The organism is Promicromonospora sp. NPDC060271, from assembly GCF_042726755.1.
Lineage (GTDB): Bacteria > Actinomycetota > Actinomycetes > Actinomycetales > Cellulomonadaceae > Promicromonospora.
Genome location: NZ_JBHXBG010000101.1, coordinates 1 through 20,720 on the forward strand (window position 1 = coordinate 1; position 20,720 = coordinate 20,720).

Below are 20,720 nucleotides of genomic sequence, written 5' to 3' on the forward strand. Positions count from 1 at the left end.
TACCCGAGGTTCCGCGTGGTCTGGCTCGGTTTCCTGGAGTCCTAGGGCCTGTAACAAGACGTTGTGTGCTGTTTTTTTGCGCTGAAACGACTAACACACGCGAAAATATCCAGCACTCAACGGTGCCTGGCTGTTATGGGCGGTCGATGGTGATCGTCGGGGAGGTCCAGGTCTCCCAGTGGGCCGGGTTCCAGGTGTCGCCGTCGGCCTTGAGGGCCTTGAGGGAGAGCACGTAGTCGCCGTCGGGCACACTCTTGGTGACCCCGCGGAGCGTGGTGTACGAGCCGTCCCACGCGTAGGCGGTGAACCCGCCGGCCGTCTGGTTGCGCTCGACGCCCGCCACGTCGACGGCGAACGCGCCGCGGCGGTCCACCGGGCGGCGGGTCTCGGCGTCGAGCACCGTGACCTGCAGCTTCTCCACCTGGTGCTGGAAGTGGACGAGCGTGTACGGGATGTCGGGCAGGCCGTTCACGGTGCCCAGCGAGTACGCGGCGCCTTCAGGCTTCAGCTCGTAGTCGCCCTGCGGGTCGATGCAGTCGAGGTTGATGAACTCGGTGCACGCCGTGATGCTCCCGACCGACGGCAGGTCGGCCACCACCTCGCCGCCGGACATGACCGGCGTGATCGGGTCGATGGCCTGGTAGTCGCCCGCATAGCCGGCGTACGGCACGGAGTACTCGGTGCCGTCGCCGGCCGTGACCACCACGTACCCGCCGTAGATGAGCTGGTCGGCGTCGGTCGCCTCGGGTGCGGTGATCGTCACGCGGACCGCCTCGGACTGGCCCGGTCGCAGCCGCACCGACTCGCTGCTGAACGACACGTCCGCGTACGCGTCGGCGAACGACGGTGCGAAGGTGTTGCCGTACGTCGCGAGCGCCGGGGCGTGCGAAACGGTGTAGGTGCCCGTCTTCTTCGTCGTGTTGCGGACCGTCACCGACCTGGTGATGGTTCCGGTCCTGGTGTTCTCGCCGAGCGAGAGCTTCGCGGGCCGCACGCTGGCGCCGGCCTGGACGACGCCGGGGATGTCGAGCATGCCCGCACCCTGCCGGTGTGCATTGTCGAGGTAGCCGGCGGTCGGGGCCCCGAACCACGCGGCCGGGTCGGCGCTGTTCTGCAGCATGCCCCGGACCTGCGCGGCGCGCAGGCGCGGCTGTGCCTCGAGCAGCAGGGCGACGGCGCCCGCGACGTGCGGCGACGCCATCGACGTGCCGGAGTTGACGCCGTGCCCGCCCTGCTCCAGCGGCAGGGTCGAGTTGATGTTGCCGCCGGGGGCGCCGATGTCCGGCTTGAGGGTCAGGTCGGGAGACAGGCCGTACGAGCTGAACGAGCTGATCAGGCCACCGGTCGGGCTGGGCGTGGACACCTCGCCGGCCGACCACGTGAGCGTCACCTCGGTGCCGGCGGCGAGCTCGGCGACGAGGGCCTTGCCCTCGGCCTGCGGGATGCCGATGCCCGGGATGTCGCGGTCCACGACGCCGCCGCCGGAGAACAGGCCGGGGCTCGAGTTGTAGATCACGACCGCCGTCGCACCCGCGGCGTGCGCCGTCGCGTACTTCTCCTCGAAGGAGCACGAACCGCGTGCGATGAGGGCGGTCTTGCCCGCGACGTCGGCCTCCAGCGGTATGCCTACGCTCGGGCAGACGGTTCCGGCATCGACCAGCGGGTCGGTGGTGCCCTCGGTGGGCGGGTCCGCGACGTCGCCGAGGCCCAGGTAGGGCACCGTCGTGCCGGACGGGTTCGCGACGACGGAGCGCGCGGTCACGTGCGTGTTGTCGAACGACGCGACGCCGATGACCTTCTCGCCGAGGCCTGGCGCACCCGCCGAGTACAGGCCGGACGCGCCCGAGTTACCGATCGAGGCGACGACGACCATGCCCTGGTCGACGAGCAGGTCGCTCGCGGTAGCGGTCGGGTACGACGGCCAGGAGTAGGCGGAGCCGATCGACATGTTCAGCACGTCCATGTCGTCGGCCAGGGCGCGCTCCATGGCCGCGATCATGACGTCGGCGTCGGTGGAGCCCTCGCAGCCGAACACGCGGTACGCCCCGAAGGAGACGCCGGGCGCCACGCCCGTGATCCCGTCGGCCCGGCCCTCGGCGTTCGCGCCGACGATGCCAGCCACGTGGGTGCCGTGGCCCTGGCAGTCGTCCGGGACGGCGTCGGGGTGCGGGACCCGCTTGGCCGGGTCGCTCGAACCGGCGTCGTAGTCGTCACCGACCAGGTCGTAGCCCGCGACCACGCGGCTGTTCGGGAAGCCGGGGCCGCCCAGGTCCGGGTGGTCGACGTCGACGCCCGTGTCCATGACGGCGACCTTCACGCCCTCGCCCGTCAGGCCGAGCTCGTTCTGCGCGATGTCGGCACCCGTCATACCGAGCGCCGTCGCCATGTCCGGCTCGTTGCCGGGGAGGGTCTCCGGGATCTCGACCTGCGTCATGGGGTAGATCGCCTTGACGCCCTCGGTGCGCTGCAGGCGCCCGAGCTGGGTCGAGTCCATGTCGATGGAGTAGCCGTTGAACAGGGTGTGGAACGTGCGCCGGACCGAGTAGTCGACGTCGGCGTCCTTCGCGGCCGCGCGGAACTCCTGGCGTTCGGCCGTGAGGGTCTTGCTGTCGGTGCCCGCCGACGCCGGCTCGCTCTCCAGCTCGACGAACCATGAGCCCTTGGTCTCGTTGACCAGGCTCGTGTCGACGGAGGCCGGGATCTCGTGGACCGGCGCTATCGGGTCGATGGCGCTCGCGCCCTCGACGGCGCCCTGGGCGGCGAGGCCCTGGGCGGTGACACCCCCGGCTGCCAGCGCGAGCGCTGCGAGCGCTCCGAGGTACCTGCTGCGATTCATTCGTGCTCCCCGTTCGGGTGGCCACCGCTTGCTACCCCGATGGCCCTTATGTGAAGAAAGCGAGACTCGGGTGACTTTAGAGGAGCACATCCGCGCGGGGAAGACGTGGAGAGCAAGCCGGGTGATCTTCCGGCGTGGTGTCACCGCACGTCGATGTGGATCGGGTTGGTGTAGAGCCAGGTGTCCGCCCACGGGTCGCCGTCGTTGTCGGCGTGGGGCAGCGGGCCGTCGGGGTCGATCGACGCACCGAGGTAGCCGGTGCCGTGCCGGTTCCCGTCGCTGCCGCGCAGCCGGATGTAGCAGGACCGCGTGATGCGGCCGAGCGCGATGCGCAGGTGATAGGTGCCGGACCGGCCGGTCGTGTCGATCTGCTCGACGACGCGCGTGTCGGGCGCCTGCCAGCTGTCGCGGTCCGTCGCCGGCCCGGTGACGGTACCCCGGATCACGTCCAGGTGGGCGAGCCGGGGGAGCACCCCGTGCGGGTTGGGTCGGTGTGCGCTGCGCACCGTGACCATGAGCTCGACGGCGGTCCCGCGCTCCACGGTGAGCCGCCCGCCGAGCGTGCTGCTCCGGCCCCGGGCGCCGACGAGCCGGACGTCGAGCCCGTCGACGAGGTGTCCGTGGTCCACCCAGACCCGGCCGCGGCGCAGGCCGTCCATGACGTCGAGGTAGCCGTGCCGGGTCACGCCGACATGGGTGCGGCTGAACTCGCCGGGCCAGAAGTCGCTGCCGGGCTGGGGCGTCCCGGTGTCCACGGGGGACGGCTTCCAGCCCAGCGAGTCGAAGCTCTCGCCGGCCGGCATGTCGCCGTCGCGCCAGGTGTCCCAGATGGTGCGGTGGTTGTCGGAGTTGGAGGTGATCGAGAACAGGGTGCCCTCTGCGAGCATCGCGTCCCACAGGCCGCCGACGGTCGCCGTCATCCAGTCGAAGCCACCGAAGGTGCGGTACGCGTCGACCGGGTAGCCGGACCAGGAGTCCGGGCGCGGCGCGTTGCTGTACTCGCCCCGCTGGGCCCGTGCGGCGCCGCGGAAGGCGACCCAGTCCGGGTCCGCGTCGCCCTGGGCGCCCGGCGCGCCCTCCATGCCGATGCAGATCCCGCGCGCGGCGTCGCGCCAGGCCCGGATCTCGTGCGGGGAGTCGATGCCGAGCCGGGACGGGTGGTTGGCCAGCACGAGGACGTCGTCGACGTAGCCGCTCGCCTTCTGGGCGGCGAGCCATTGCAGTGCGTCCACCGCACGCTGCTCGTTCTCGGGCAGGTCGGCGGCCCAGCCGTTGAGCTTGCCGTCCCACTGCCGCTCGAACTCGCGCAGCAGCTCGACCTCGTGCCGGCCGGGTGCGGTGAACACCGTGCCATGCTCGGCAGCGGGAATGTACCACTCCAGGCCCTGGAAGATGAGCTGGCGCGGGTTGCGTGCCCGCGCGGCCATGATCTCCTCGTGCTCGGCGGCGGCTCCCTTGTCGCGGTGGCCGAGGTTGCTGTGCTCCGTGAAGACCATCCAGTCCAGGCCGTACTCGGCGCCCTTCCTGGTGAGCTGGTCGAAGTCGTACTTGGCGTCGTGGCTGTACCGGGAGTGCACGTGGTGGTCGCCGACGAGCCAGGCGAGCCGAGGATCCCCGTGCCCGCCCGCGGCGACGGCGGTCCCGGCGTGCGCGCCGGTGGCGAGCGCGAGCCCGCCGACCATGCCGAGGCGCAGGAACGTGCGGCGGGAGGCTCCTTGCGGGTCCAGGGACGAGGCCGGGACCGACGGATCGGCCCAGGCGGGCAGATCGGTGGTACGGAACGGGTGGGGCATGGTTCCTCCTGCGGCAGTTCTTGGTGACGCCACAGGGTCGCGCCGCAGGAAGGCCCGAAGATGAACGCGATACGTCGGCCGCCTGTCGGCCGGGCGTCGAGTCCCTGGCTCCCGAAACGCCGAGACCTCGAAGGGGAGAGCCCGACGCCGGGCCGGCAGCCCCGGGGGTGGTGGGGCGGAGAGAGACGGCGGCCGGCACGGCGTCGGGCAGCTTGGGGCGGGGAGTGGAGCTAGACCTGGTCGGCCGGCGAGTCCACCAGGTGTCCCTGGTAGGCCGGGTTCGTGAGGAACGCCGGGAAGTCGTCCTGGAGGGCGACCCGGCGGAAGATCGCCGCCGCGTCGTCGAGCCGGCTGCCGTGCTCCTGCGGGAGCGAGGCGACGACGTCGAGCAGGATCGTCTCGACCCGCTCCCGGGTGATCGGGAGCTGGTCCTCGTGGGTGACCGTGCCCGACGCGATCCACTGCCACACCTGGGACCGGGAGATCTCGGCGGTGGCGGCGTCCTCCATCAGGTTGTCGAGCGCCGCGGCTCCGGTACCGCGCAGCCAGGCGTCGATGTAGCGGACGGCGACCGAGACGTTCGACCGCAGCCCGGCGGAGGTCACGGTCGCCCCGGCACGCCGCGCGGACGCGATGTCGAGGAGCTCGTGCTGCCCCACGACGACGTCCGGCCGCTGCCGCGACACCTGGTTCGGCGCGTCCCCGAGGACGGCGTCGAACTCGGCCTCCGCCACCGGGATCAGGTCGGGGTGGGCCACCCACGTGCCGTCGAAGCCGTCGCCGGCCTCACGCTTCTTGTCCGCCGCGACCTGCTGGAACGCCTGCCGGGTGACCTCAGGGTTGCGGCGGTCCGGGATGAAGGCGCTCATCCCGCCGATCGCGTGCGCCCCGCGCTTGTGGCACGTGGCGACGAGCAGCTCGGTGTAGGCGCGCATGAACGGTGCGGTCATGGTGACCTGCGCGCGGTCCGGCAGCACGTACGAGTCGCCGCGCGTGCGGAAGCACTTGATGATCGAGAACAGGTAGTCCCAGCGGCCGGCGTTGAGCCCAGCGCAGTGGTCACGCAGCTCGTAGAGGATCTCCTCCATCTCGAACGCAGCGGGCAGCGTCTCGATGAGCACCGTGGCGCGGATCGTGCCGCGCGGGATGCCCAGGGCGTCCTGCGCGACCTCGAACACCTCGTTCCACAGCCGCGCCTCCCGGTACCCCTCCAGCTTGGGCAGGTAGAAGTACGGGCCCCGGCCGCGCGCGATCAGCTCGGCGGCGTTGTGGAAGAAGTAGAGCCCGAAGTCGACGAGGCTGCCCAGGGCGCTGCTCGTGATGCCGTTCGCGTCCGTGTAGCGCAGGTGGGCCTCGTCGAGGTGCCAGCCACGCGGACGGAACACGATCGTCGGGAGGTCGACGATGTCGGCGGACCGCAGCGTGTACTCCTTGCCGGCCTCGTTGGTGAAGCTCAGCGTGCCGCGGATGGCGTCGTGCAGCGCGAGCTGCCCCTCGATCACGTTGGGCCACGTCGGGCTGGACGCGTCCTCGGCGTCGGCCAGCCAGCACCGGGCACCGGAGTTGAGCGCGTTGATGGTCATCTTCGGGTCGGTGGGACCCGTGATCTCGACCCGGCGGTCCTCCAGGCCTGGCGCCTTCCGCGAGCCGGCGACCTGCCAGTGCGGGTCGTCGCGCAACGGACGCGTCGAGGCCCGGAAGTCGGGGTCGCTGCCGTCGGCGATGTCCTGCCGGCGCAGCTGGCGCTGCGCGATCAGCTCGTCGCGGGCGGCGTCGAACCGGTCGTGGAGCAGGGCGAGGAACTGGAGCGCGTCAGGGCTCAGGATCTCGCCGTAGCGCGGGCCGACCGACCCGGTGACGGTGATGACGCCCCGGCGCGAGCCGGTGCGCGAGGCACCCACCCCGCCGTTCGGCAGCGAGCTCGGTGCGGAGCTGCTGCGCGCCGGCGTGGCGGACGGACGTGCGGAGGCCGGGCGGGCGGCCGACGTCGGCGTGGAGCCCGTCCGTGCGGCGGGCGGCGTGCCGATCCCGGCGAGACCGGCGTCCGGGTCGAACGGGTTGGCGCCCTGCGGGCGCGTGTCGATGGTCGCGGTCATCAGAACTGCGCCGCCTCGGTCGAACCGGCCAGGGCCGTGGTGGAGGAGTCGGGGTTCAGCGCCGTCGCCACGCGGTCGAAGTAGCCGGTGCCGACCTCGCGCTGGTGCTTGGTGGCGGTGTAGCCGCGCGACTCGGCCGCGAACTCCTTCTCCTGCAGCTCGACGTACGCGGTCATCTGCTCGCGGGCGTAACCGTGGGCCAGGTCGAACATCGAGTAGTTCAGGGCGTGGAAGCCGGCCAGGGTGATGAACTGGAACTTGAAGCCCATCGCGCCCAGCTCGCGCTGGAACTTCGCGATCGTGTCGTCGTCCAGGTGCTTCTTCCAGTTGAACGACGGCGAGCAGTTGTAGCTCAGCATCTGGTCCGGGAAGTCGGCCTTGACGGCCTCGGCGAACTTGCGGGCGAGCTCGAGGTCGGGCGTGCCGGTCTCCATCCAGATCAGGTCGGAGTAGGGCGCGTAGGCCTTGGCGCGGGCGATGCACGGCTCGATGCCGTTGGTCACCTTGTAGAAGCCCTCGGCGGTGCGCTCGCCGGTGATGAACGGCAGGTCGCGCTCGTCGACGTCGGACGTGATCAGGGTCGCGGCCTCGGCGTCGGTCCGGGCGATCACGATGGACGGGACGTCGGCGACGTCGGCCGCGAGACGGGCCGCGTTCAGGGTGCGCACGTGCTGCTGGGTGGGGACGAGCACCTTGCCACCGAGGTGGCCGCACTTCTTCTCCGAGGCGAGCTGGTCCTCCCAGTGCACGCCGGCCGCACCCGAGGTGATCATCGACTTCATCAGCTCGTACGCGTTGAGCGGGCCGCCGAAGCCGGCCTCGGCGTCGGCCACGATGGGGGCGAGCCAGTCGCGCGTGGGGGTGCCGTTCTCCGACACGTCGATCTGGTCGGCGCGCAGGAGCGCGTTGTTGATGCGACGGACGACGGCGGGCACGGAGTTGGCCGGGTACAGCGACTGGTCGGGGTAGGTCTGGCCCGAGAGGTTCGCGTCGCCCGCGACCTGCCAGCCGGACAGGTAGATGGCCTGCAGGCCCGCCTTGACCTGCTGCACCGCCTGGTTTCCGGTCAGTGCCCCGAGGGCGTTGATGTAGTCCTCCTCGTGGAGCTGGCGCCACAGGCGCTCGGCGCCGCGGCGGGCGAGGGTGTTCTCCTCGCCGACCGAGCCGCGCAGCGCGACGACGTCCTCGGGAGTGTAGGTGCGCTCGATGCCGGCCCAGCGCGGGTCGGACTCCCAGGACTGCTGCAGCTCGGCAGCGGTCTGCACCTGGTCGCCGGTGCGCACGGGAGTCGACGCGGTCGTCGCGGACACAGTCGCCTCTGACGGGGAATCGATGGTGGGTGCGCTCATGGCGGGTCTCCTTCTCGTGGAACGTCGTCACCGCGCCTGCCGGGTGACGTGTTACGACCTTCTGCCCTGCGCAACCCCCTTCACAAGCAGATCTGAGCAGAAGAACTTCAGTTCTTCTGTTGAACGGAAGGCTCTTCGTATGTCACCCTCGGACATGGCAGTTACCCCCGGTCATCGCAGAACCGCGCGAAACGTCACTTCTTCGCTTCCCACACAGAACGGCGTAGGCCGGGCAGTGGGGCAGGCTGAGGCCGAGCCGGACGCCCTCACCATCGGACGGCGCATCCGGCACCTGCGGACCAGCAAGGGCATGACGCTCGACGACCTCGCTTCGGCGATCGACCGGGCGCCGTCCCAGGTCAGCACGCTGGAGAACGGCAAGCGGGAGCCCAAGTTCTCGCAGCTGCAGACCATCGCGAGGGCGCTCGGCGTCGGCGTCGACGACCTGCTCTCGCCCGAGGCGCCGTCGGAGCGGGACGGGCTGGAGATCGAGCTGGAGCGGGTGCAGCGTGGTCCGCTGTTCGCATCGCTCGGCATCGAGGGCGTGCGGATCGGCAAGTCGCTGCCGCACGACGCGCTCACGACCATCCTGGCGCTGCACCGTGAGCTCGAGCGGCTGCACACCGAGCGTGCGGCCACGCCGGAGGAGGCTCGCCGGGCCAACGCCGAGCTCCGCGACGACATGCGCGCCAAGGACAACTACCTGCCCGAGCTGGAGCAGGTCGCGAAGGAGCTGCTCGCCGACGTCGGGCACACGTCGGGCCCGCTGCCGCAGCGTATGGCGGCCGAGATCGCCGCCCACCTGGGCTTCACGCTGCACTACGTGAGCGACCTGCCGCACTCGACGCGTTCGGTGATCGACACCCGGAACCGGCGTCTCTACCTGCCGTCCAAGGGCTTTCGCGGCCGTTCCAACACCCGGTCGGCCCTGCTGCAGGCGCTCGCGTCACACGTGCTCGACCACACCGAACCCGGCGACTACGGCGAGTTCCTGCGCCAGCGTGTCGAGGCGAACTACCTGGCGGCGGCCCTCATGGTCCCGGAGAAGCCGGGCGTGAAGTTCCTGCGTGACGCGAAGGACGAGCGCGCCATCGCCATCGAGGACCTGCGCGACGCCTTCGGGGTCTCGTTCGAGACGGCGGCGCACCGGTTCACCAACCTCGCGACCAGGCACCTCGGCATCCCCGTGCACTTCATGAAGGTCCACGAGTCCGGGATCCTGCACAAGGCGTACGAGAACGACGGCGTACGGTTCCCCTCGGACGCGCTGGGCGCCGTGGAGGGGCAGCACGTGTGCAAGCAGTGGACGGCGCGGCGCGTGTTCGACGTCGAGGACCGGTTCAACCCGTACGCGCAGTACACCGACACGACGTCCGGCACCTACTGGTGCACCTCGCGCGTCGAGAACACGGCGGACGGCGCGTTCTCGGTGTCGGTCGGTGTGCCGTTCGCGGACGTCAAGTGGTTCGAGGGACGCGAGGCGACGGTCCGGACGGCCTCACGCTGCCCCGACGAGTCGTGCTGCCGTCGCCCGCCCGAGGAGCTGTCCGCGAAGTGGGGCGACTTCGCCTGGCCCTCGGCGCGGCCCCACGCGTCGATGCTGGCGGCGATGCCGTCGGGCGCGTACCCGGGGGTGGAGACGACGGAGGTCTACCGGTTCCTGGAGCGGCACGCTCCCCAGGACTGAGCGCGGCACGCTCCCCAGGACTGAGCGCGGCACGCTCCGGAGGGCCGAGCGCGGCTCACTGCCCCAGCATCCGGTCCCGTTGCCGCGCCATCTCGGCGAGCAGCGCCTGCACGACGGCGGCCACCGCGGGCCGCCGCCAGGACTCGCTGCGGACCACCGCCCAGTAGGGCAGCCGCTCGGTCACGTCGTCGGGCAGGAGCCGGACGAGGTCGTCGTGCCGGTCGGCCATGAAGCAGGGCAGGAACCCAAGCCCCGCCCCAGCGCGGGTGGCCTCGACGTGCACGAACACGTTCGTCGAGGCCAGGGCGTCCTGCATGCCCGGAACGAGGCGGCGCGGTGCGTCGAGGTGGTTGACCTGGAGCATGGAGTCGATGAAGTAGACGAGCCCGTGCCCGGACATCTCGTCGACGGTGGCCGGTGTGCCGTGCCGCGCCAGGTAGTCGCGCGATCCGTACATCCCGAGCACGTACTCGCCGAGGCACACGGCTTTGGCGCGCTGCACGCTCGGCTCCCCGACGACGACGTCGATGTCGACGCCCGAACGATGGTGGGTCGCCACGCGGGTGACGGTGACGAGCTCGACGGACAGCTCGGGGTGCTCGCCGCGCAGCCTGGCGATCGCGGGGGAGGCGATGTAGGCGCTGAACCCGTCGGTCGCCGTCATCCGCACGACGCCGGTGACGGGGTCGGCCTCGGTGTCGCCGGCCACGAGCCGGTCGACGGCGTCCGACACCGCCTCGCCTGCGCGTGCGGCCCGGCGGCCGAGCGAGGTGAGCTCCCAGCCGTCCGCGCCGCGCACCAGGAGGCGGCCACCGAGGGAACGCTCGAGCGCGGTGATGTTGCGGGCGACGGTGGTGTGGTTGACGCCCAGGGCCTGCGCGGCCGTCGTGTAGCGGCCCGTGCGCGCCACCTGCAGCAGCACGAGGAGCTGGTCGGCGACCTGGCTGGCCGGCGGATCGTTGCGGGCTGGCATGCGGCGACCGTACCAAGTGTGCATCCGTGCACACCTGGTCTGCCCACTTCGTCATTGTCCGCACAGCGCTTCCCGGGAAAACTCTGGCGAGTCACACGTGGCAGGCCGTGCGGACCGCACCGGCCGGCCAGTACCCGTGTCAGAGTCGACACCAAGGAGCAGCATGTCTGCACAGCAGGGCACCCGCGTACCGGACGACCGGTCGCTGATCAGGCGCATCGTCGCCGCCTCGATGGCCGGCACCGTCGTCGAGTGGTACGACTTCTTCCTCTACGCGACCGCCTCGGCGCTCGTGTTCAACAAGGTCCTCATGCCCGAGACGGGCAACGAGTACGACGCGATCATCGCGGCCTTCGTCACCTACGCGGTCGGCTTCCTCGCCCGGCCGCTCGGCGGCGTGATCTTCGGCCACATCGGCGACAAGCTGGGCCGCAAGCACACCCTCCAGTTCACGATCCTGCTCATCGGCGTCGCCACCGTGCTGATGGGCTGCTTGCCCACGTTCCAGCAGGTCGGCTTTCTCGCGCCGGCGCTCCTGGTGATCCTGCGCTTCGTGCAGGGCGTCGCGCTCGGCGGCGAGTGGGGCGGCGCCGTCCTGCTCGTGGCGGAGCACAGCCGGGACGACGAGCGGGCGCGCTGGACCGCGTGGCCGCAGGCGGGGGTGCCGGCGGGCAACCTGCTCGCCACCGTCGTGCTCTACACGATGTCCGCAACGCTCAGTGACGCCGCGTTCCTCTCCTGGGGCTGGCGCGTCGCGTTCTGGCTCTCCGCCGTGGTCATCGTCATCGGCTACTACGTGCGCACAAGGGTCTCGGACGCGCCCATCTACGAGGAGGCGAAGGCCGAGATCGACGAGGGCGCCAAGGGTTACGGCGTCCTCGAGGTGATCCGGCGCTATCCGCGCGGCGTGCTCACCGGCATGGGGCTGCGGTTCGCGGAGAACATCCTCTACTACCTCGTGGTGAGCTTCTCGATCGTCTATCTCGGCACCGCGCTCGGCATGGACACCACGCGCATCCTCGGCGTCGTCGCGGCGGCGCACGCGTTCCATTTCGTGGTGATCCTCGCCGTGGGGCGCCTCGCGGACAGCGTCGGCCGCAGGCCCCTGTACATCGCCGGCGCGGTCCTCGGCGCCACCTGGTGCTGGTTCGCGTTCCCCGCGATGGACACCCGGAACACGTGGGTGATCCTCGCCGTCCTCATGGCCGGGCTGCTCTTCCACGCCATGATGTACGCGGTGCAGCCCGCCATCATGTCGGAGATGTTCCCCACCCGGATGCGGTACTCGGGGGTCTCCATCAGCTACCAGGTCACCTCGATCGTGGCCGGCTCCCTCGCCCCGATCCTCGCCACCACCTGGCTCAAGAACACCGGCTCCTGGTGGCCCACCGCCGTGTACATGCTGGTAGCGGCCGCGATCACGCTGGTGGCCGCGCTCGCGCTGCGCGAGACCAAGGGCTCGTCGCTACATGCCCTCGACGCCGAGGACCAGGCACGCGAACGGGCGCTCGCGGAGGGCCGGTCTTGAGCTCCGGCGCCCCGAGCCCCACCGTCCCGAGCCCCACGCTGGCCGGGCGTCGTGCCCTGGTGACCGGCGGCGCGAGCGGCATCGGCGCGGCGTGCGCCCGGGAGCTCGCGGCCCGGGGCGCGCACGTGACCGTCGCGGACGTCGACGGCGACGGCGCCAAGGCGCTCGCCGAGGAGGTCGGCGGCGAGGCCTGGGTGGTGGACCTGTCCGACACCCGGGCGCTCGACTCCCTTCGTCTGGAGACGGACGTCCTCGTGAACAACGCGGGCATCCAGCGGGTCAGCGCCATCGCGGACTTCGCGCCCGACGACTTCCGGCTGGTCCAGCGGATCATGCTGGAAGCCCCGTTCCTGCTGGTCCGGGCCGCGCTGCCCGGCATGTACGAACGGGGATGGGGCCGGGTCGTCAACATCTCGTCGGTGCACGGGCTGGTCGCGTCGCCGTACAAGGCGGCGTACGTGGCGGCCAAGCACGGGCTCGAAGGGCTGTCGAAGGTGACGGCGCTGGAGGGCGGCGAGCACGGGGTCACGAGCGTCTGCGTGAACCCCGGCTACGTCCGCACGCCGCTCATCGAGAAGCAGGTCGCCCAGCAGGCGAAGGCGCACGGCATCCCCGAGTCGGAGGTGCTTGCGAAGGTCATGCTTGAGCAGGCCGCGGTGAAACGGCTGGTGGAACCCGAGGAGGTGGCCGCGCTGGTCGGGTGGCTCACGGGCCCGGAGGCCGCCATGGTGTCCGGTGCGTCGTGGACCATCGACGGCGGATGGAGCGCACGCTGACCGGGTGTGACACTGGCTCATGGCACGACCTGCCGGCACTGGCCCGATGGAGGAGTCGACGATGACTGAAGTGGGTAGCACGGGGTTCGACAAGGTGGTCGCGAGCGCGGCCGAGGCGGTCGCAGACATACCGGACGGTGCGTCGCTCGCCGTGGGCGGGTTCGGCCTGTGCGGCAACCCGATCGCGCTGATCGAGGCCCTGCTCGCGCAGGGCACCGCCGGCCTGTCCGTGGTGAGCAACAACTGCGGCGTCGACGACTGGGGGCTCGGCGTGCTGTTGAACGCCCACCGCATCGCGAAGATGACCAGCTCGTACGTGGGGGAGAACAAGGAGTTCGAGCGGCAGTTCCTGTCCGGGGAGCTCGAGGTCGAGCTCACCCCGCAGGGCACGCTCGCCGAGAAGCTCCGCGCCGGCGGCGCGGGCATCGCGGCCTTCTTCACCCGTACGGGTGTCGGCACCCAGGTGGCGGACGGCGGTCTCCCGCGCAAGTACGACGGCGCAGGCGGCATCGCCGTCGCGTCGCCGGCCAAGGAGGTGCGCACGTTCCGGACCGGCAGCGGTGACGAGGCCGAGTACGTGCTGGAGGAGTCGATCAGCACCGACTACGCGCTGGTGCACGCGCTGCGCGGGGACCGGCACGGGAACCTCGTGTTCAACAAGTCGGCCCGCAACTTCTCGCCGCTCGCCGCGATGGCGGGGCGCGTGTGCATCGCACAGGTCGAGGAGCTCGTCGAACCGGGGGAGATCGACCCGGACACCGTGCACCTGCCAGGGGTCTACGTCCACCGGGTGGTGCACGTCGGCTCCGACATCGAGAAGCGGATCGAGCGGCGCACGGTGTCCACGCCGTCGTCGGCCACTCCGGACACGAAGGGGGCCTGAACCATGGCACTGACCCGACAGGAGATGGCCGCGCGCGCAGCGCGCGAGCTGACCGACGGCATGTACGTGAACCTGGGCATCGGGCTGCCGACGCTCGTGCCCAACTACGTGCCGGAGGGCCGGCACCTGGTGCTGCAGTCCGAGAACGGGATCCTCGGCGTCGGGCCGTACCCGACCGAGGACGCGGTGGACCCCGACCTGATCAACGCGGGCAAGGAGACGGTGACGCTCCTGCCGGGCTCGTCGATCTTCGACTCCGCGATGTCGTTCGGCATGATCCGCGGCGGCAAGATCGACGCCGCGATCCTCGGCGGCATGCAGGTCTCCGCCACCGGTGACCTGGCCAACTGGATGGTCCCCGGCAAGATGGTCAAGGGCATGGGCGGGGCCATGGACCTGGTGCACGGTGCGGGCCGCGTCATCGTCCTCATGGAGCACGTGGCGCGGGACGGGTCGCCGAAGATCCTGCGCACCTGCTCGCTGCCGCTGACGGGCAAGGGTGTGGTCAACCGGATCATCACCGACCTGGCCGTGCTCGACGTGACGGCGTCCGGGCTGGTGCTGCGGGAGCTCGCACCAGGGGTCACCGTCGACGAGGTCGCGGAGAAGACGGAGCCGGAGCTCACCGTGGAGCTCGTCGAGCCGATGGTCTGAGCGCTACGGGGTGCAGGGCACCGGGCGATACGCTGAAGAACGACGGCCAAAGGAGGTCTCATGACTGACCCGATCAACACTCCGGCAAGCGCCACGAGCGCGGCCCCGGGTGCGGAGAACAGCACCGACAAGAACGGTGCCGACGATGTAGTGATCGTCTCGGCGGCGCGGACGCCGCAGGGGCGGCTGAAGGGCTCGCTGGCCACGCTCAGCGCGGTCGAGCTCGGCGCGGTCGCCGCGCGGCGTGCGCTCGAGGGCGCCGGCGCGCTCGCCGCCGACGTCGACAAGGTGATCTTCGGCCAGGTGATCCAGGCGGGTGCCGGGCAGAACCCGGCCCGGCAGACGGCGGTCGCAGCGGGCGTCTCCTGGGACGTCCAGGCGGTCACCGTCAACAAGGTGTGCCTCTCGGGGCTGACGGCGATCATCGACGGCGCGCGGCTGCTGCGGACCGGCGAGGCGGCAGTGGTGCTGGTGGGCGGGCAGGAGTCGATGACGAACGCCCCGCACCTGCTGCCCGGCTCGCGGTTCGGGTTCGGCTACGGCCCGGCCGAGCTGCTGGACTCCGTGGCGCACGACGCCCTGACCGACGCGTTCGACGGCGTCTCCATGGGCATCTCGACCGAGGACCACAACACCGGGGACGTCTTCGTGTCCCGCGAGGAGCAGGACGTGATCGCCGCGGCCTCGCACCAGCGGGCCGCGGCGGCCTGGAAGGACGGGGTCTTCGAGGCGGAGCTCGCGCCGGTCTCGGTGCCGCAGCGCCGCGGTGAGCCGGTCGAGGTGCGCACCGACGAGGGCGTCCGGCCCGACACCACCCCCGAGTCGCTGGCGAAGCTGCGCCCCGCGTTCGCGGGCGAGGGAACGCTCACGGCGGGCAACTCGTCGCAGATCTCCGACGGCGCCTCGGCGCTCGTGCTCACCACCCGCGGCCGCGCGGAGGCGGCGGGCGTGCCGGTGCTCGCGACGGTTCGCGCGCACGGCCAGGTGGCGGGCCCGGACAACTCCCTGCACTCCCAGCCGGCCCGGGCGATCGCCCAGGCGCTGGAGCGCGAGGGCTGGACGGCCGAGGACCTCGACGTCGTCGAGATCAACGAGGCGTTCGCCGTGGTGGTCGGGGTCTCGGCGAAGGCGCTGGGTGTTCCGCTGGACCGCGTCAACGTGCACGGCGGCGGGATAGCGCTGGGCCACCCCGTCGGGGCGTCCGGGGCCCGGATAGCGGTGCACGCGGCGCACGAGCTCGCGCGGCGCGGGGGCGGACGGGCCGCCGTCGGCCTGTGCGGTGGCGGAGGCCAGGGCGAGGCGCTCCTCCTGGAGCTGTGACCGTCGGGGAACGACCAGCGGGTCAGTGGGACTCGCGGTCCCTGGTGTCGCCGATGTAGCTGCGGACCTCGTCGGGCCGGCCGTCGAGGTTCATGTCGGCGGTGCGGGCCCGGCGGGCGTCCCAGCGCAGGGAGACGGCGCCGAGGATCGCCGCGAGCACCGAGGCGCCGAGGATCGCGATCTTCGCCCCGTCGGTGTGCTCGGAGTCCCCGAAGGACAGCTCGCTGATCAGCAGCGACACGGTGAACCCGATGCCGGCCAGGAGCCCGACGGGCAGCAGGTCGCGCACGCCGATGCCGTCGGGCAGGCGCAGCGGGGTGATCCGCGTGATCACGGCCGTCGTCCCGAGCACGCCGAGGAGCTTGCCCAGCACCAGGCCGGCGGCTATCGCGGCGACCACCGGCTGGCCGATCACGGCGCCCGGCCCGTCCCCGTCGACCAGCGAGACGCCCGCGGCGAAGAAGGCGAACACGGGCAGCGCGATGCCTGAGGAGAGCGGCTTGAGCCGGTGCTCGTACCGGGCGGTGCGCGACGTCGCCTCGCCGTGCACGGCGAGTGCCGGCACGGTGAAGCCGAGCAGCACACCCGAGATGGTCGCGTGGACGCCGGACGCGTGCATCAGCGCCCACGCGACCGCGGCGAGCGGCAGCAGCATGAACCACCGCGGCTTGCGCGACCGGACGTGCCACAGGAAGAGCGCGACGCAGGCGAGCGTGCCGAGCAGGGGGAGCCAGTGGATCTCGCTGGTGTAGAAGATCGCGATGACGACGATCGCGAGCAGGTCGTCCACGACGGCGAGCGTCAGCAGGAAGGTTCGGATCGCCGTCGGCAGCCCGCGGCCGAAGATCGCGAGCACGCCCACTGCGAACGCGATGTCCGTGGCCGTGGGGATGGCCCAGCCGTGCAGGGCGCCAGGATGACCGAGGCTCAGGACGACGGCGACGTAGATCAGGGCGGGGACGGCCATGCCGCCGACCGCCGCGATCATCGGGACGCCCGCCTCCTTCGGGTTGCGGAGGCTGCCTGCGACGAACTCCTGCTTCAGCTCCACGCCGACCACGAAGAAGAAGATCGCGAGCAGGCCGTCCGCCGCCCAGGTGCTGAGGGACAGGTCCAGATGGACCGGCAGCGGTCCGATCGCGGCCGGACCGACCACCGTGGCGGACAGCGTCTGGTAGGCGTCCCGCCAGGGGGAGTTCGCCCAGAGCAGGGCGAGGAACGCGGCCCCGATCAGGAGCGCACCGCCGGTGGTCTCACGGGAGGCCCAGGTCCGGAGACGCTGGACTCGGGTGCGGGCGACGGCGTCAGAGCTCAACGCGGGTCCTTTCGGCTTTGCGGGTCGTCGGAGCAGGACCGGTCGACCCGGTCCACGCCGACCAGACTTCCCGGCACACCCTGGGCTTCACCCTACTCGGAGGTGAGTTCCGCGCAGGCTGTGCGCAGCTTGGTGATGGTGTTCCAGTTCCGGGCGGTGGTCGGCGTGCCGGCTGCCTGGTCGACGGCCTTCGACGTGAGCTTCGACCGGCCGATGCCGTCCACGTAGTGCACGTACAGGACCCCCGCACCGGTCGCGAGCAGCTCGCGACCGGCATTGGCCAGGTCGAGCCGGGCGATACCCGCCTCGTCCAGGTCACCGAACGGGACGTGCACCTGGAGCTGCGCCGGATGCTCCCGCGCGGCGGCGGCGAAGGGGTTGGCCCGGGCTATCGCCTCGAGCTGCCCGGCACTCAGGGCGACCACTGACACGTCCTGACCGATCCGCTCGGCGAGGCAGCGTTGCACCAGGTGTGCGACGTCGGCTGACGTGGACGCACCGGACGTGCCCGGCGTGACCACGAGGTTGCCGCTGTTGAGGAGGGTGCGGGCCGCTCCGAGGCCGGCGTCGGCGGCCGCGCCGATCAGGTCGGCGGACGTGACGCGCAGGCCGGGTCCGACGTTGACCGCGCGGAGCAGGACGGCGAAGGAATCCATGCGTCCCATCCTGACGCTTCGGCGAGCCTTCCAGCGAGTTTTGCGATTCCTTGGGGCGACCGTCAAGTTATTACCAACATGTGAACAGTTCGTGACAACTTGCGACCCGCCGGGGGATGAGTCTGGTCATGGGATGGCAGTACGCGTAGTTTCCATCTCAGGGACGGCACCCAGTCGCCCCTTCGGGAGGCCAACCTATGGAGTGCTCGCTCCGTGGAGAAGGGCCGGTCCCGGCTCTGTGCCACGACGCGGCGCACCGAGTCGGTCATCCGGCCCATCCACCAGCCCCGGTTCGTCCGGGTCGGTTCCGCCGACAGGCGGTACCCGCCAGGTAGCGACGAGGCTGTCACGGCGTTTCGGCGCCGGAGGGAGAACCGCAGTGAGCCAATCCGCACACACCACCCGTCCGTCCGACCAGAGTGCCGACGCCGCTCCCGGCGCGGCGGGTGACGAACGTAGGACCTTCGTCATCGACACGTCTGTGCTGTTGAGTGATCCCAAGGCGATGTTGCGGTTCGCGGAGCACGATGTAGTACTCCCGATCGTGGTGATCACGGAGCTGGAGGGCAAGCGGCACCACGCCGAGCTCGGTTACTTCGCCAGGAGCGCCCTGCGGATGCTGGACGGGCTGCGCGTCCAGCACGGCCGTCTCGACGCACCGGTCCCGGTGGGGGACGCGGGTGGCACGCTGCGGGTGGAGCTCAACCACGTGGACCCCACGGTCCTGCCCGCCGGGTTCCGGCTGGGCGACAACGACACCCGGATCCTCGCGGTGGCCGCGAACCTCGCGGCCGAGGGCAACAGTGTCACGGTGGTCTCCAAGGACCTGCCGATGCGGGTCAAGGCGTCCTCGGTCGGCCTGCAGGCCGAGGAGTACAAGGCTGAGCTCGCGGTGGACTCGGGCTGGACCGGGATGCGCGAGATCGACCTGTCCGACGAGCAGATGGGATCCCTCTGGGAGGACAGCTCGGTCGAGATCGCGTCGCTCGACCCCGCGACGGTCGAGGCGGTCTCGCCGCTGCTCGTGCACACGGGGATGGTGGTGCACTCGCCAGGGGGTTCCGCTCTCGGCCGCGTGACGGCGGACAAGCGGGTGCGGCTGGTCCGCGGTGACCAGGAGGTGTTCGGGGTCCACGGGCGCTCCGCGGAGCAGCGCGTGGCCATCGACCTGCTGCTCGACCCGGACATCGGGATCGTCTCGCTCGGCGGCCGGGCCGGCACGGGCAAGTCGGCGCTCGCCCTGTGCGCCGGCCTGGAGTCCGTGCTGGAGCGGCAGCAGCACCGCAAGGTGGTCGTGTTCCGGCCGCTCTACGCGGTGGGCGGGCAGGAGCTGGGCTACCTGCCCGGCAACGAGTCCGAGAAGATGAACCCGTGGGCGCAGGCCGTCTTCGACACGCTCGGGGCGCTGGTCTCGCCTGCGGTGGTGGAGGAGGTCATCGAGCGCGACATGCTCGAGGTGCTGCCGCTCACGCACATCCGCGGGCGGTCCCTGCACGACGCGTTCGTCATCGTGGACGAGGCGCAGTCGCTCGAGCGGAACGTCCTGCTCACGGTGCTCTCGCGGATCGGCCAGGGCTCGCGCGTGGTGCTCACCCACGACGTCGCGCAGCGGGACAACCTGCGGGTGGGGCGGCACGACGGCGTCGCTGCGGTCATCGAGGCGCTCAAGGGCCACCCGCTCTTCGCACACGTGACCCTCACCCGGTCCGAGCGCTCGCCGGTGGCGGCGCTGGTGACCGACATGCTGGAGCGGCTGGAGGTCTGACCCGCCCGCCGCACGACGTCAGACGCTCAGGTCACCGAAGTGACCTGAGCGTCTGACTGTTCGTAACTCCTGGCACGGAAGTGGCGTGCCGCCGGACGGAACCCCCCAGCCCCGCAGTCCGGCGGTACGCCTCTTCGAGTGCATGAGCGACAGTAGCAGACTTAGGTAAGGCTAACCAAAGGGTCTTGGCGACCAGTTGCAGCCCGTTCCCGGGGTCGCCGTCTCAATACGGGCGTTGTCTCGCTTGTCGGATATAGCATCGGGGCCATGCTGATTGCCGAAGACTTCCTGCTGCTCGCCGTCGACGACGAGACGGGCAAGACCGCCAACGTCGACAACCTGGGTGTTCGCCTCGCCGGCGCGCTCCTCGCGGACCTCGCCGCCGCGAACAAGACCCTCATGCGCGGTGCGCCGGAGGCCGGCGCGACCAAGGAGGAGCGCGAGAAGGCCGGGGACGCCACGATCCTCGTGACCGACAACTCGCCCACCGGCCACGTGGCCCTCGACGCCGCCCTGCAGGCCGCGCTCGACGCGCCTGACGCGCCCGCGCGGAAGATCGTCGAGGCCATCTCCGCCAACGCGGAGGAGAACCTCCTGGCCGCGCTCGTCGAGCGCGGGGTCCTCGAGAAGGAGGAGACCAAGCTCTTCCGCATGCTCCCGATCACCCGCTGGCCGGCCGCCGACTCGAGCCACGAGACCGCGCTGCGCGCCAACCTCACGAAGGTTCTCGTCGAGGGCGCTGAGCCCGACGAGCGGACCGCCACCCTGATCTCCCTGCTGCACGGCTCCGGCCTGATCGGCGGCGTGGTCGGCAAGGAGCAGCGCAAGGCCGCCCAGGACCGCGCCGAGGAGATCGCCGGCAGCGAGTGGGGCGTCGCGACCGTCGCGACCCAGGTCGCCATCGCGGCCACCGTCGCCACCGTCGCAACGGTCGGTGTCGCCGCAGCGGCGTTCATCCTCCTGAACGAGGCCGACAAGCCCGCCGAGGCGGCCGCGCCGGCCGCCGAGTCCGTCGAAGCACCGGTTGCCTGACCTCAGGCTCGAAACCGCGAAGTAGAGCGCCTGTCCTGCTTCCGCACGGTGTCACCG

General features: G+C 71.1%; 15 protein-coding genes. 8 read left to right on the plus strand and 7 right to left on the minus strand.

What is annotated here, in order from left to right; all coding sequences use genetic code 11:
• Positions 1–133: 133 nt before the first annotated feature.
• The 4 genes from ACFWE2_RS16115 to aceA form a co-directional block, all read right to left on the minus strand.
• Complete coding sequence (locus ACFWE2_RS16115) at positions 134–2,836, minus strand: S8 family serine peptidase (protein WP_377225227.1); 2,703 nt, start codon at positions 2,834–2,836, stop codon at positions 134–136.
• A 140-nt stretch (positions 2,837–2,976) separates the two neighbouring features.
• Positions 2,977–4,629: a PHP domain-containing protein gene (locus tag ACFWE2_RS16120; RefSeq protein WP_377225228.1), complete on the minus strand. Its 1,653-nt coding sequence runs from the start codon at positions 4,627–4,629 to the stop codon at positions 2,977–2,979.
• Between the two features lie 230 nt (positions 4,630–4,859).
• A complete protein-coding gene (gene aceB, locus ACFWE2_RS16125) occupies positions 4,860–6,725 on the minus strand; it encodes a malate synthase A (protein WP_377225229.1) in 1,866 nt (621 codons plus the stop codon).
• Positions 6,725–8,074: an isocitrate lyase gene (gene aceA, locus ACFWE2_RS16130; protein WP_357505579.1), complete on the minus strand. Its 1,350-nt coding sequence runs from the start codon at positions 8,072–8,074 to the stop codon at positions 6,725–6,727. The genes aceB and aceA overlap by 1 nt, the downstream gene beginning before the upstream one ends.
• Before the next feature lie 154 nt (positions 8,075–8,228).
• Here aceA and ACFWE2_RS16135 point away from each other — a divergent pair, with 154 nt between their 5' ends.
• Entirely contained in the window at positions 8,229–9,761 is a 1,533-nt protein-coding gene (locus tag ACFWE2_RS16135) for a helix-turn-helix domain-containing protein (RefSeq protein ID WP_377225230.1), read from the plus strand.
• A gap of 55 nt (positions 9,762–9,816) precedes the next feature.
• On the opposite strand, the gene ACFWE2_RS16140 is transcribed toward ACFWE2_RS16135, so the two are convergent.
• Positions 9,817–10,734 (minus strand): LysR family transcriptional regulator, encoded by a 918-nt coding sequence (locus tag ACFWE2_RS16140; RefSeq protein WP_377225231.1) that lies wholly within the window; start codon positions 10,732–10,734, stop codon positions 9,817–9,819.
• 163 nt (positions 10,735–10,897) lie between these two features.
• Here ACFWE2_RS16140 and ACFWE2_RS16145 point away from each other — a divergent pair, with 163 nt between their 5' ends.
• The 5 genes from ACFWE2_RS16145 to ACFWE2_RS16165 all read left to right on the plus strand — a co-directional run bounded on the left by ACFWE2_RS16145 (position 10,898) and on the right by ACFWE2_RS16165 (position 15,895).
• On the plus strand, positions 10,898–12,262 hold the full coding sequence (locus tag ACFWE2_RS16145; protein WP_377225232.1) for an MFS transporter: 1,365 nt from the start codon (positions 10,898–10,900) through the stop codon (positions 12,260–12,262).
• Positions 12,259–13,038 (plus strand): 3-hydroxybutyrate dehydrogenase, encoded by a 780-nt coding sequence (locus tag ACFWE2_RS16150; RefSeq protein WP_377225233.1) that lies wholly within the window; start codon positions 12,259–12,261, stop codon positions 13,036–13,038. Before ACFWE2_RS16145 ends, ACFWE2_RS16150 begins: the two co-directional genes overlap by 4 nt.
• A 61-nt stretch (positions 13,039–13,099) precedes the next feature.
• Positions 13,100–13,921, plus strand: coding sequence for a CoA transferase subunit A (locus ACFWE2_RS16155; protein WP_377225234.1), 822 nt, complete (start codon positions 13,100–13,102; stop codon positions 13,919–13,921).
• 3 nt (positions 13,922–13,924) lie between these two features.
• On the plus strand, positions 13,925–14,575 hold the full coding sequence (locus ACFWE2_RS16160; RefSeq protein ID WP_377225235.1) for a CoA transferase subunit B: 651 nt from the start codon (positions 13,925–13,927) through the stop codon (positions 14,573–14,575).
• A 60-nt stretch (positions 14,576–14,635) separates the two neighbouring features.
• A complete protein-coding gene (locus ACFWE2_RS16165) occupies positions 14,636–15,895 on the plus strand; it encodes an acetyl-CoA C-acyltransferase (protein ID WP_377225236.1) in 1,260 nt (419 codons plus the stop codon).
• A gap of 22 nt (positions 15,896–15,917) precedes the next feature.
• On the opposite strand, the gene nhaA is transcribed toward ACFWE2_RS16165, so the two are convergent.
• Together nhaA and ACFWE2_RS16175 are read right to left on the minus strand one after the other, a co-directional pair.
• A complete protein-coding gene (gene nhaA / locus ACFWE2_RS16170; RefSeq protein ID WP_377225237.1) occupies positions 15,918–17,210 on the minus strand; it encodes a Na+/H+ antiporter NhaA in 1,293 nt (430 codons plus the stop codon).
• A gap of 92 nt (positions 17,211–17,302) precedes the next feature.
• Positions 17,303–17,866, minus strand: coding sequence for a DUF1697 domain-containing protein (locus ACFWE2_RS16175; RefSeq protein WP_377225238.1), 564 nt, complete (start codon positions 17,864–17,866; stop codon positions 17,303–17,305).
• Positions 17,867–18,371: 505 nt separating this feature from the next.
• Between ACFWE2_RS16175 and ACFWE2_RS16180 the strand changes: the two genes are divergently transcribed.
• Both ACFWE2_RS16180 and ACFWE2_RS16185 read left to right on the plus strand, forming a co-directional pair.
• Complete coding sequence (locus tag ACFWE2_RS16180) at positions 18,372–19,631, plus strand: PhoH family protein (protein WP_377225240.1); 1,260 nt, start codon at positions 18,372–18,374, stop codon at positions 19,629–19,631.
• 267 nt (positions 19,632–19,898) lie between these two features.
• A complete protein-coding gene (locus tag ACFWE2_RS16185) occupies positions 19,899–20,663 on the plus strand; it encodes a GPP34 family phosphoprotein (protein WP_377225239.1) in 765 nt (254 codons plus the stop codon).
• Positions 20,664–20,720 lie beyond the last annotated feature (57 nt).

Coding starts and splice junctions, on each gene's coding strand:
- ACFWE2_RS16115 (WP_377225227.1), bottom strand. CDS start 2,836: ATGAATCGCAGCAGGTACCTCGGAGCGCTCGCAGCGCTCGCGCTGGCA.
- ACFWE2_RS16120 (WP_377225228.1), bottom strand. CDS start 4,629: ATGCCCCACCCGTTCCGTACCACCGATCTGCCCGCCTGGGCCGATCCG.
- aceB (WP_377225229.1), bottom strand. CDS start 6,725: ATGACCGCGACCATCGACACGCGCCCGCAGGGCGCCAACCCGTTCGAC.
- aceA (WP_357505579.1), bottom strand. CDS start 8,074: ATGAGCGCACCCACCATCGATTCCCCGTCAGAGGCGACTGTGTCCGCG.
- ACFWE2_RS16135 (WP_377225230.1), top strand. CDS start 8,229: ATGGCAGTTACCCCCGGTCATCGCAGAACCGCGCGAAACGTCACTTCT.
- ACFWE2_RS16140 (WP_377225231.1), bottom strand. CDS start 10,734: ATGCCAGCCCGCAACGATCCGCCGGCCAGCCAGGTCGCCGACCAGCTC.
- ACFWE2_RS16145 (WP_377225232.1), top strand. CDS start 10,898: ATGTCTGCACAGCAGGGCACCCGCGTACCGGACGACCGGTCGCTGATC.
- ACFWE2_RS16155 (WP_377225234.1), top strand. CDS start 13,100: ATGACTGAAGTGGGTAGCACGGGGTTCGACAAGGTGGTCGCGAGCGCG.
- ACFWE2_RS16160 (WP_377225235.1), top strand. CDS start 13,925: ATGGCACTGACCCGACAGGAGATGGCCGCGCGCGCAGCGCGCGAGCTG.
- ACFWE2_RS16165 (WP_377225236.1), top strand. CDS start 14,636: ATGACTGACCCGATCAACACTCCGGCAAGCGCCACGAGCGCGGCCCCG.
- ACFWE2_RS16175 (WP_377225238.1), bottom strand. CDS start 17,866: ATGGATTCCTTCGCCGTCCTGCTCCGCGCGGTCAACGTCGGACCCGGC.
- ACFWE2_RS16180 (WP_377225240.1), top strand. CDS start 18,372: ATGTTGCGGTTCGCGGAGCACGATGTAGTACTCCCGATCGTGGTGATC.
- ACFWE2_RS16185 (WP_377225239.1), top strand. CDS start 19,899: ATGCTGATTGCCGAAGACTTCCTGCTGCTCGCCGTCGACGACGAGACG.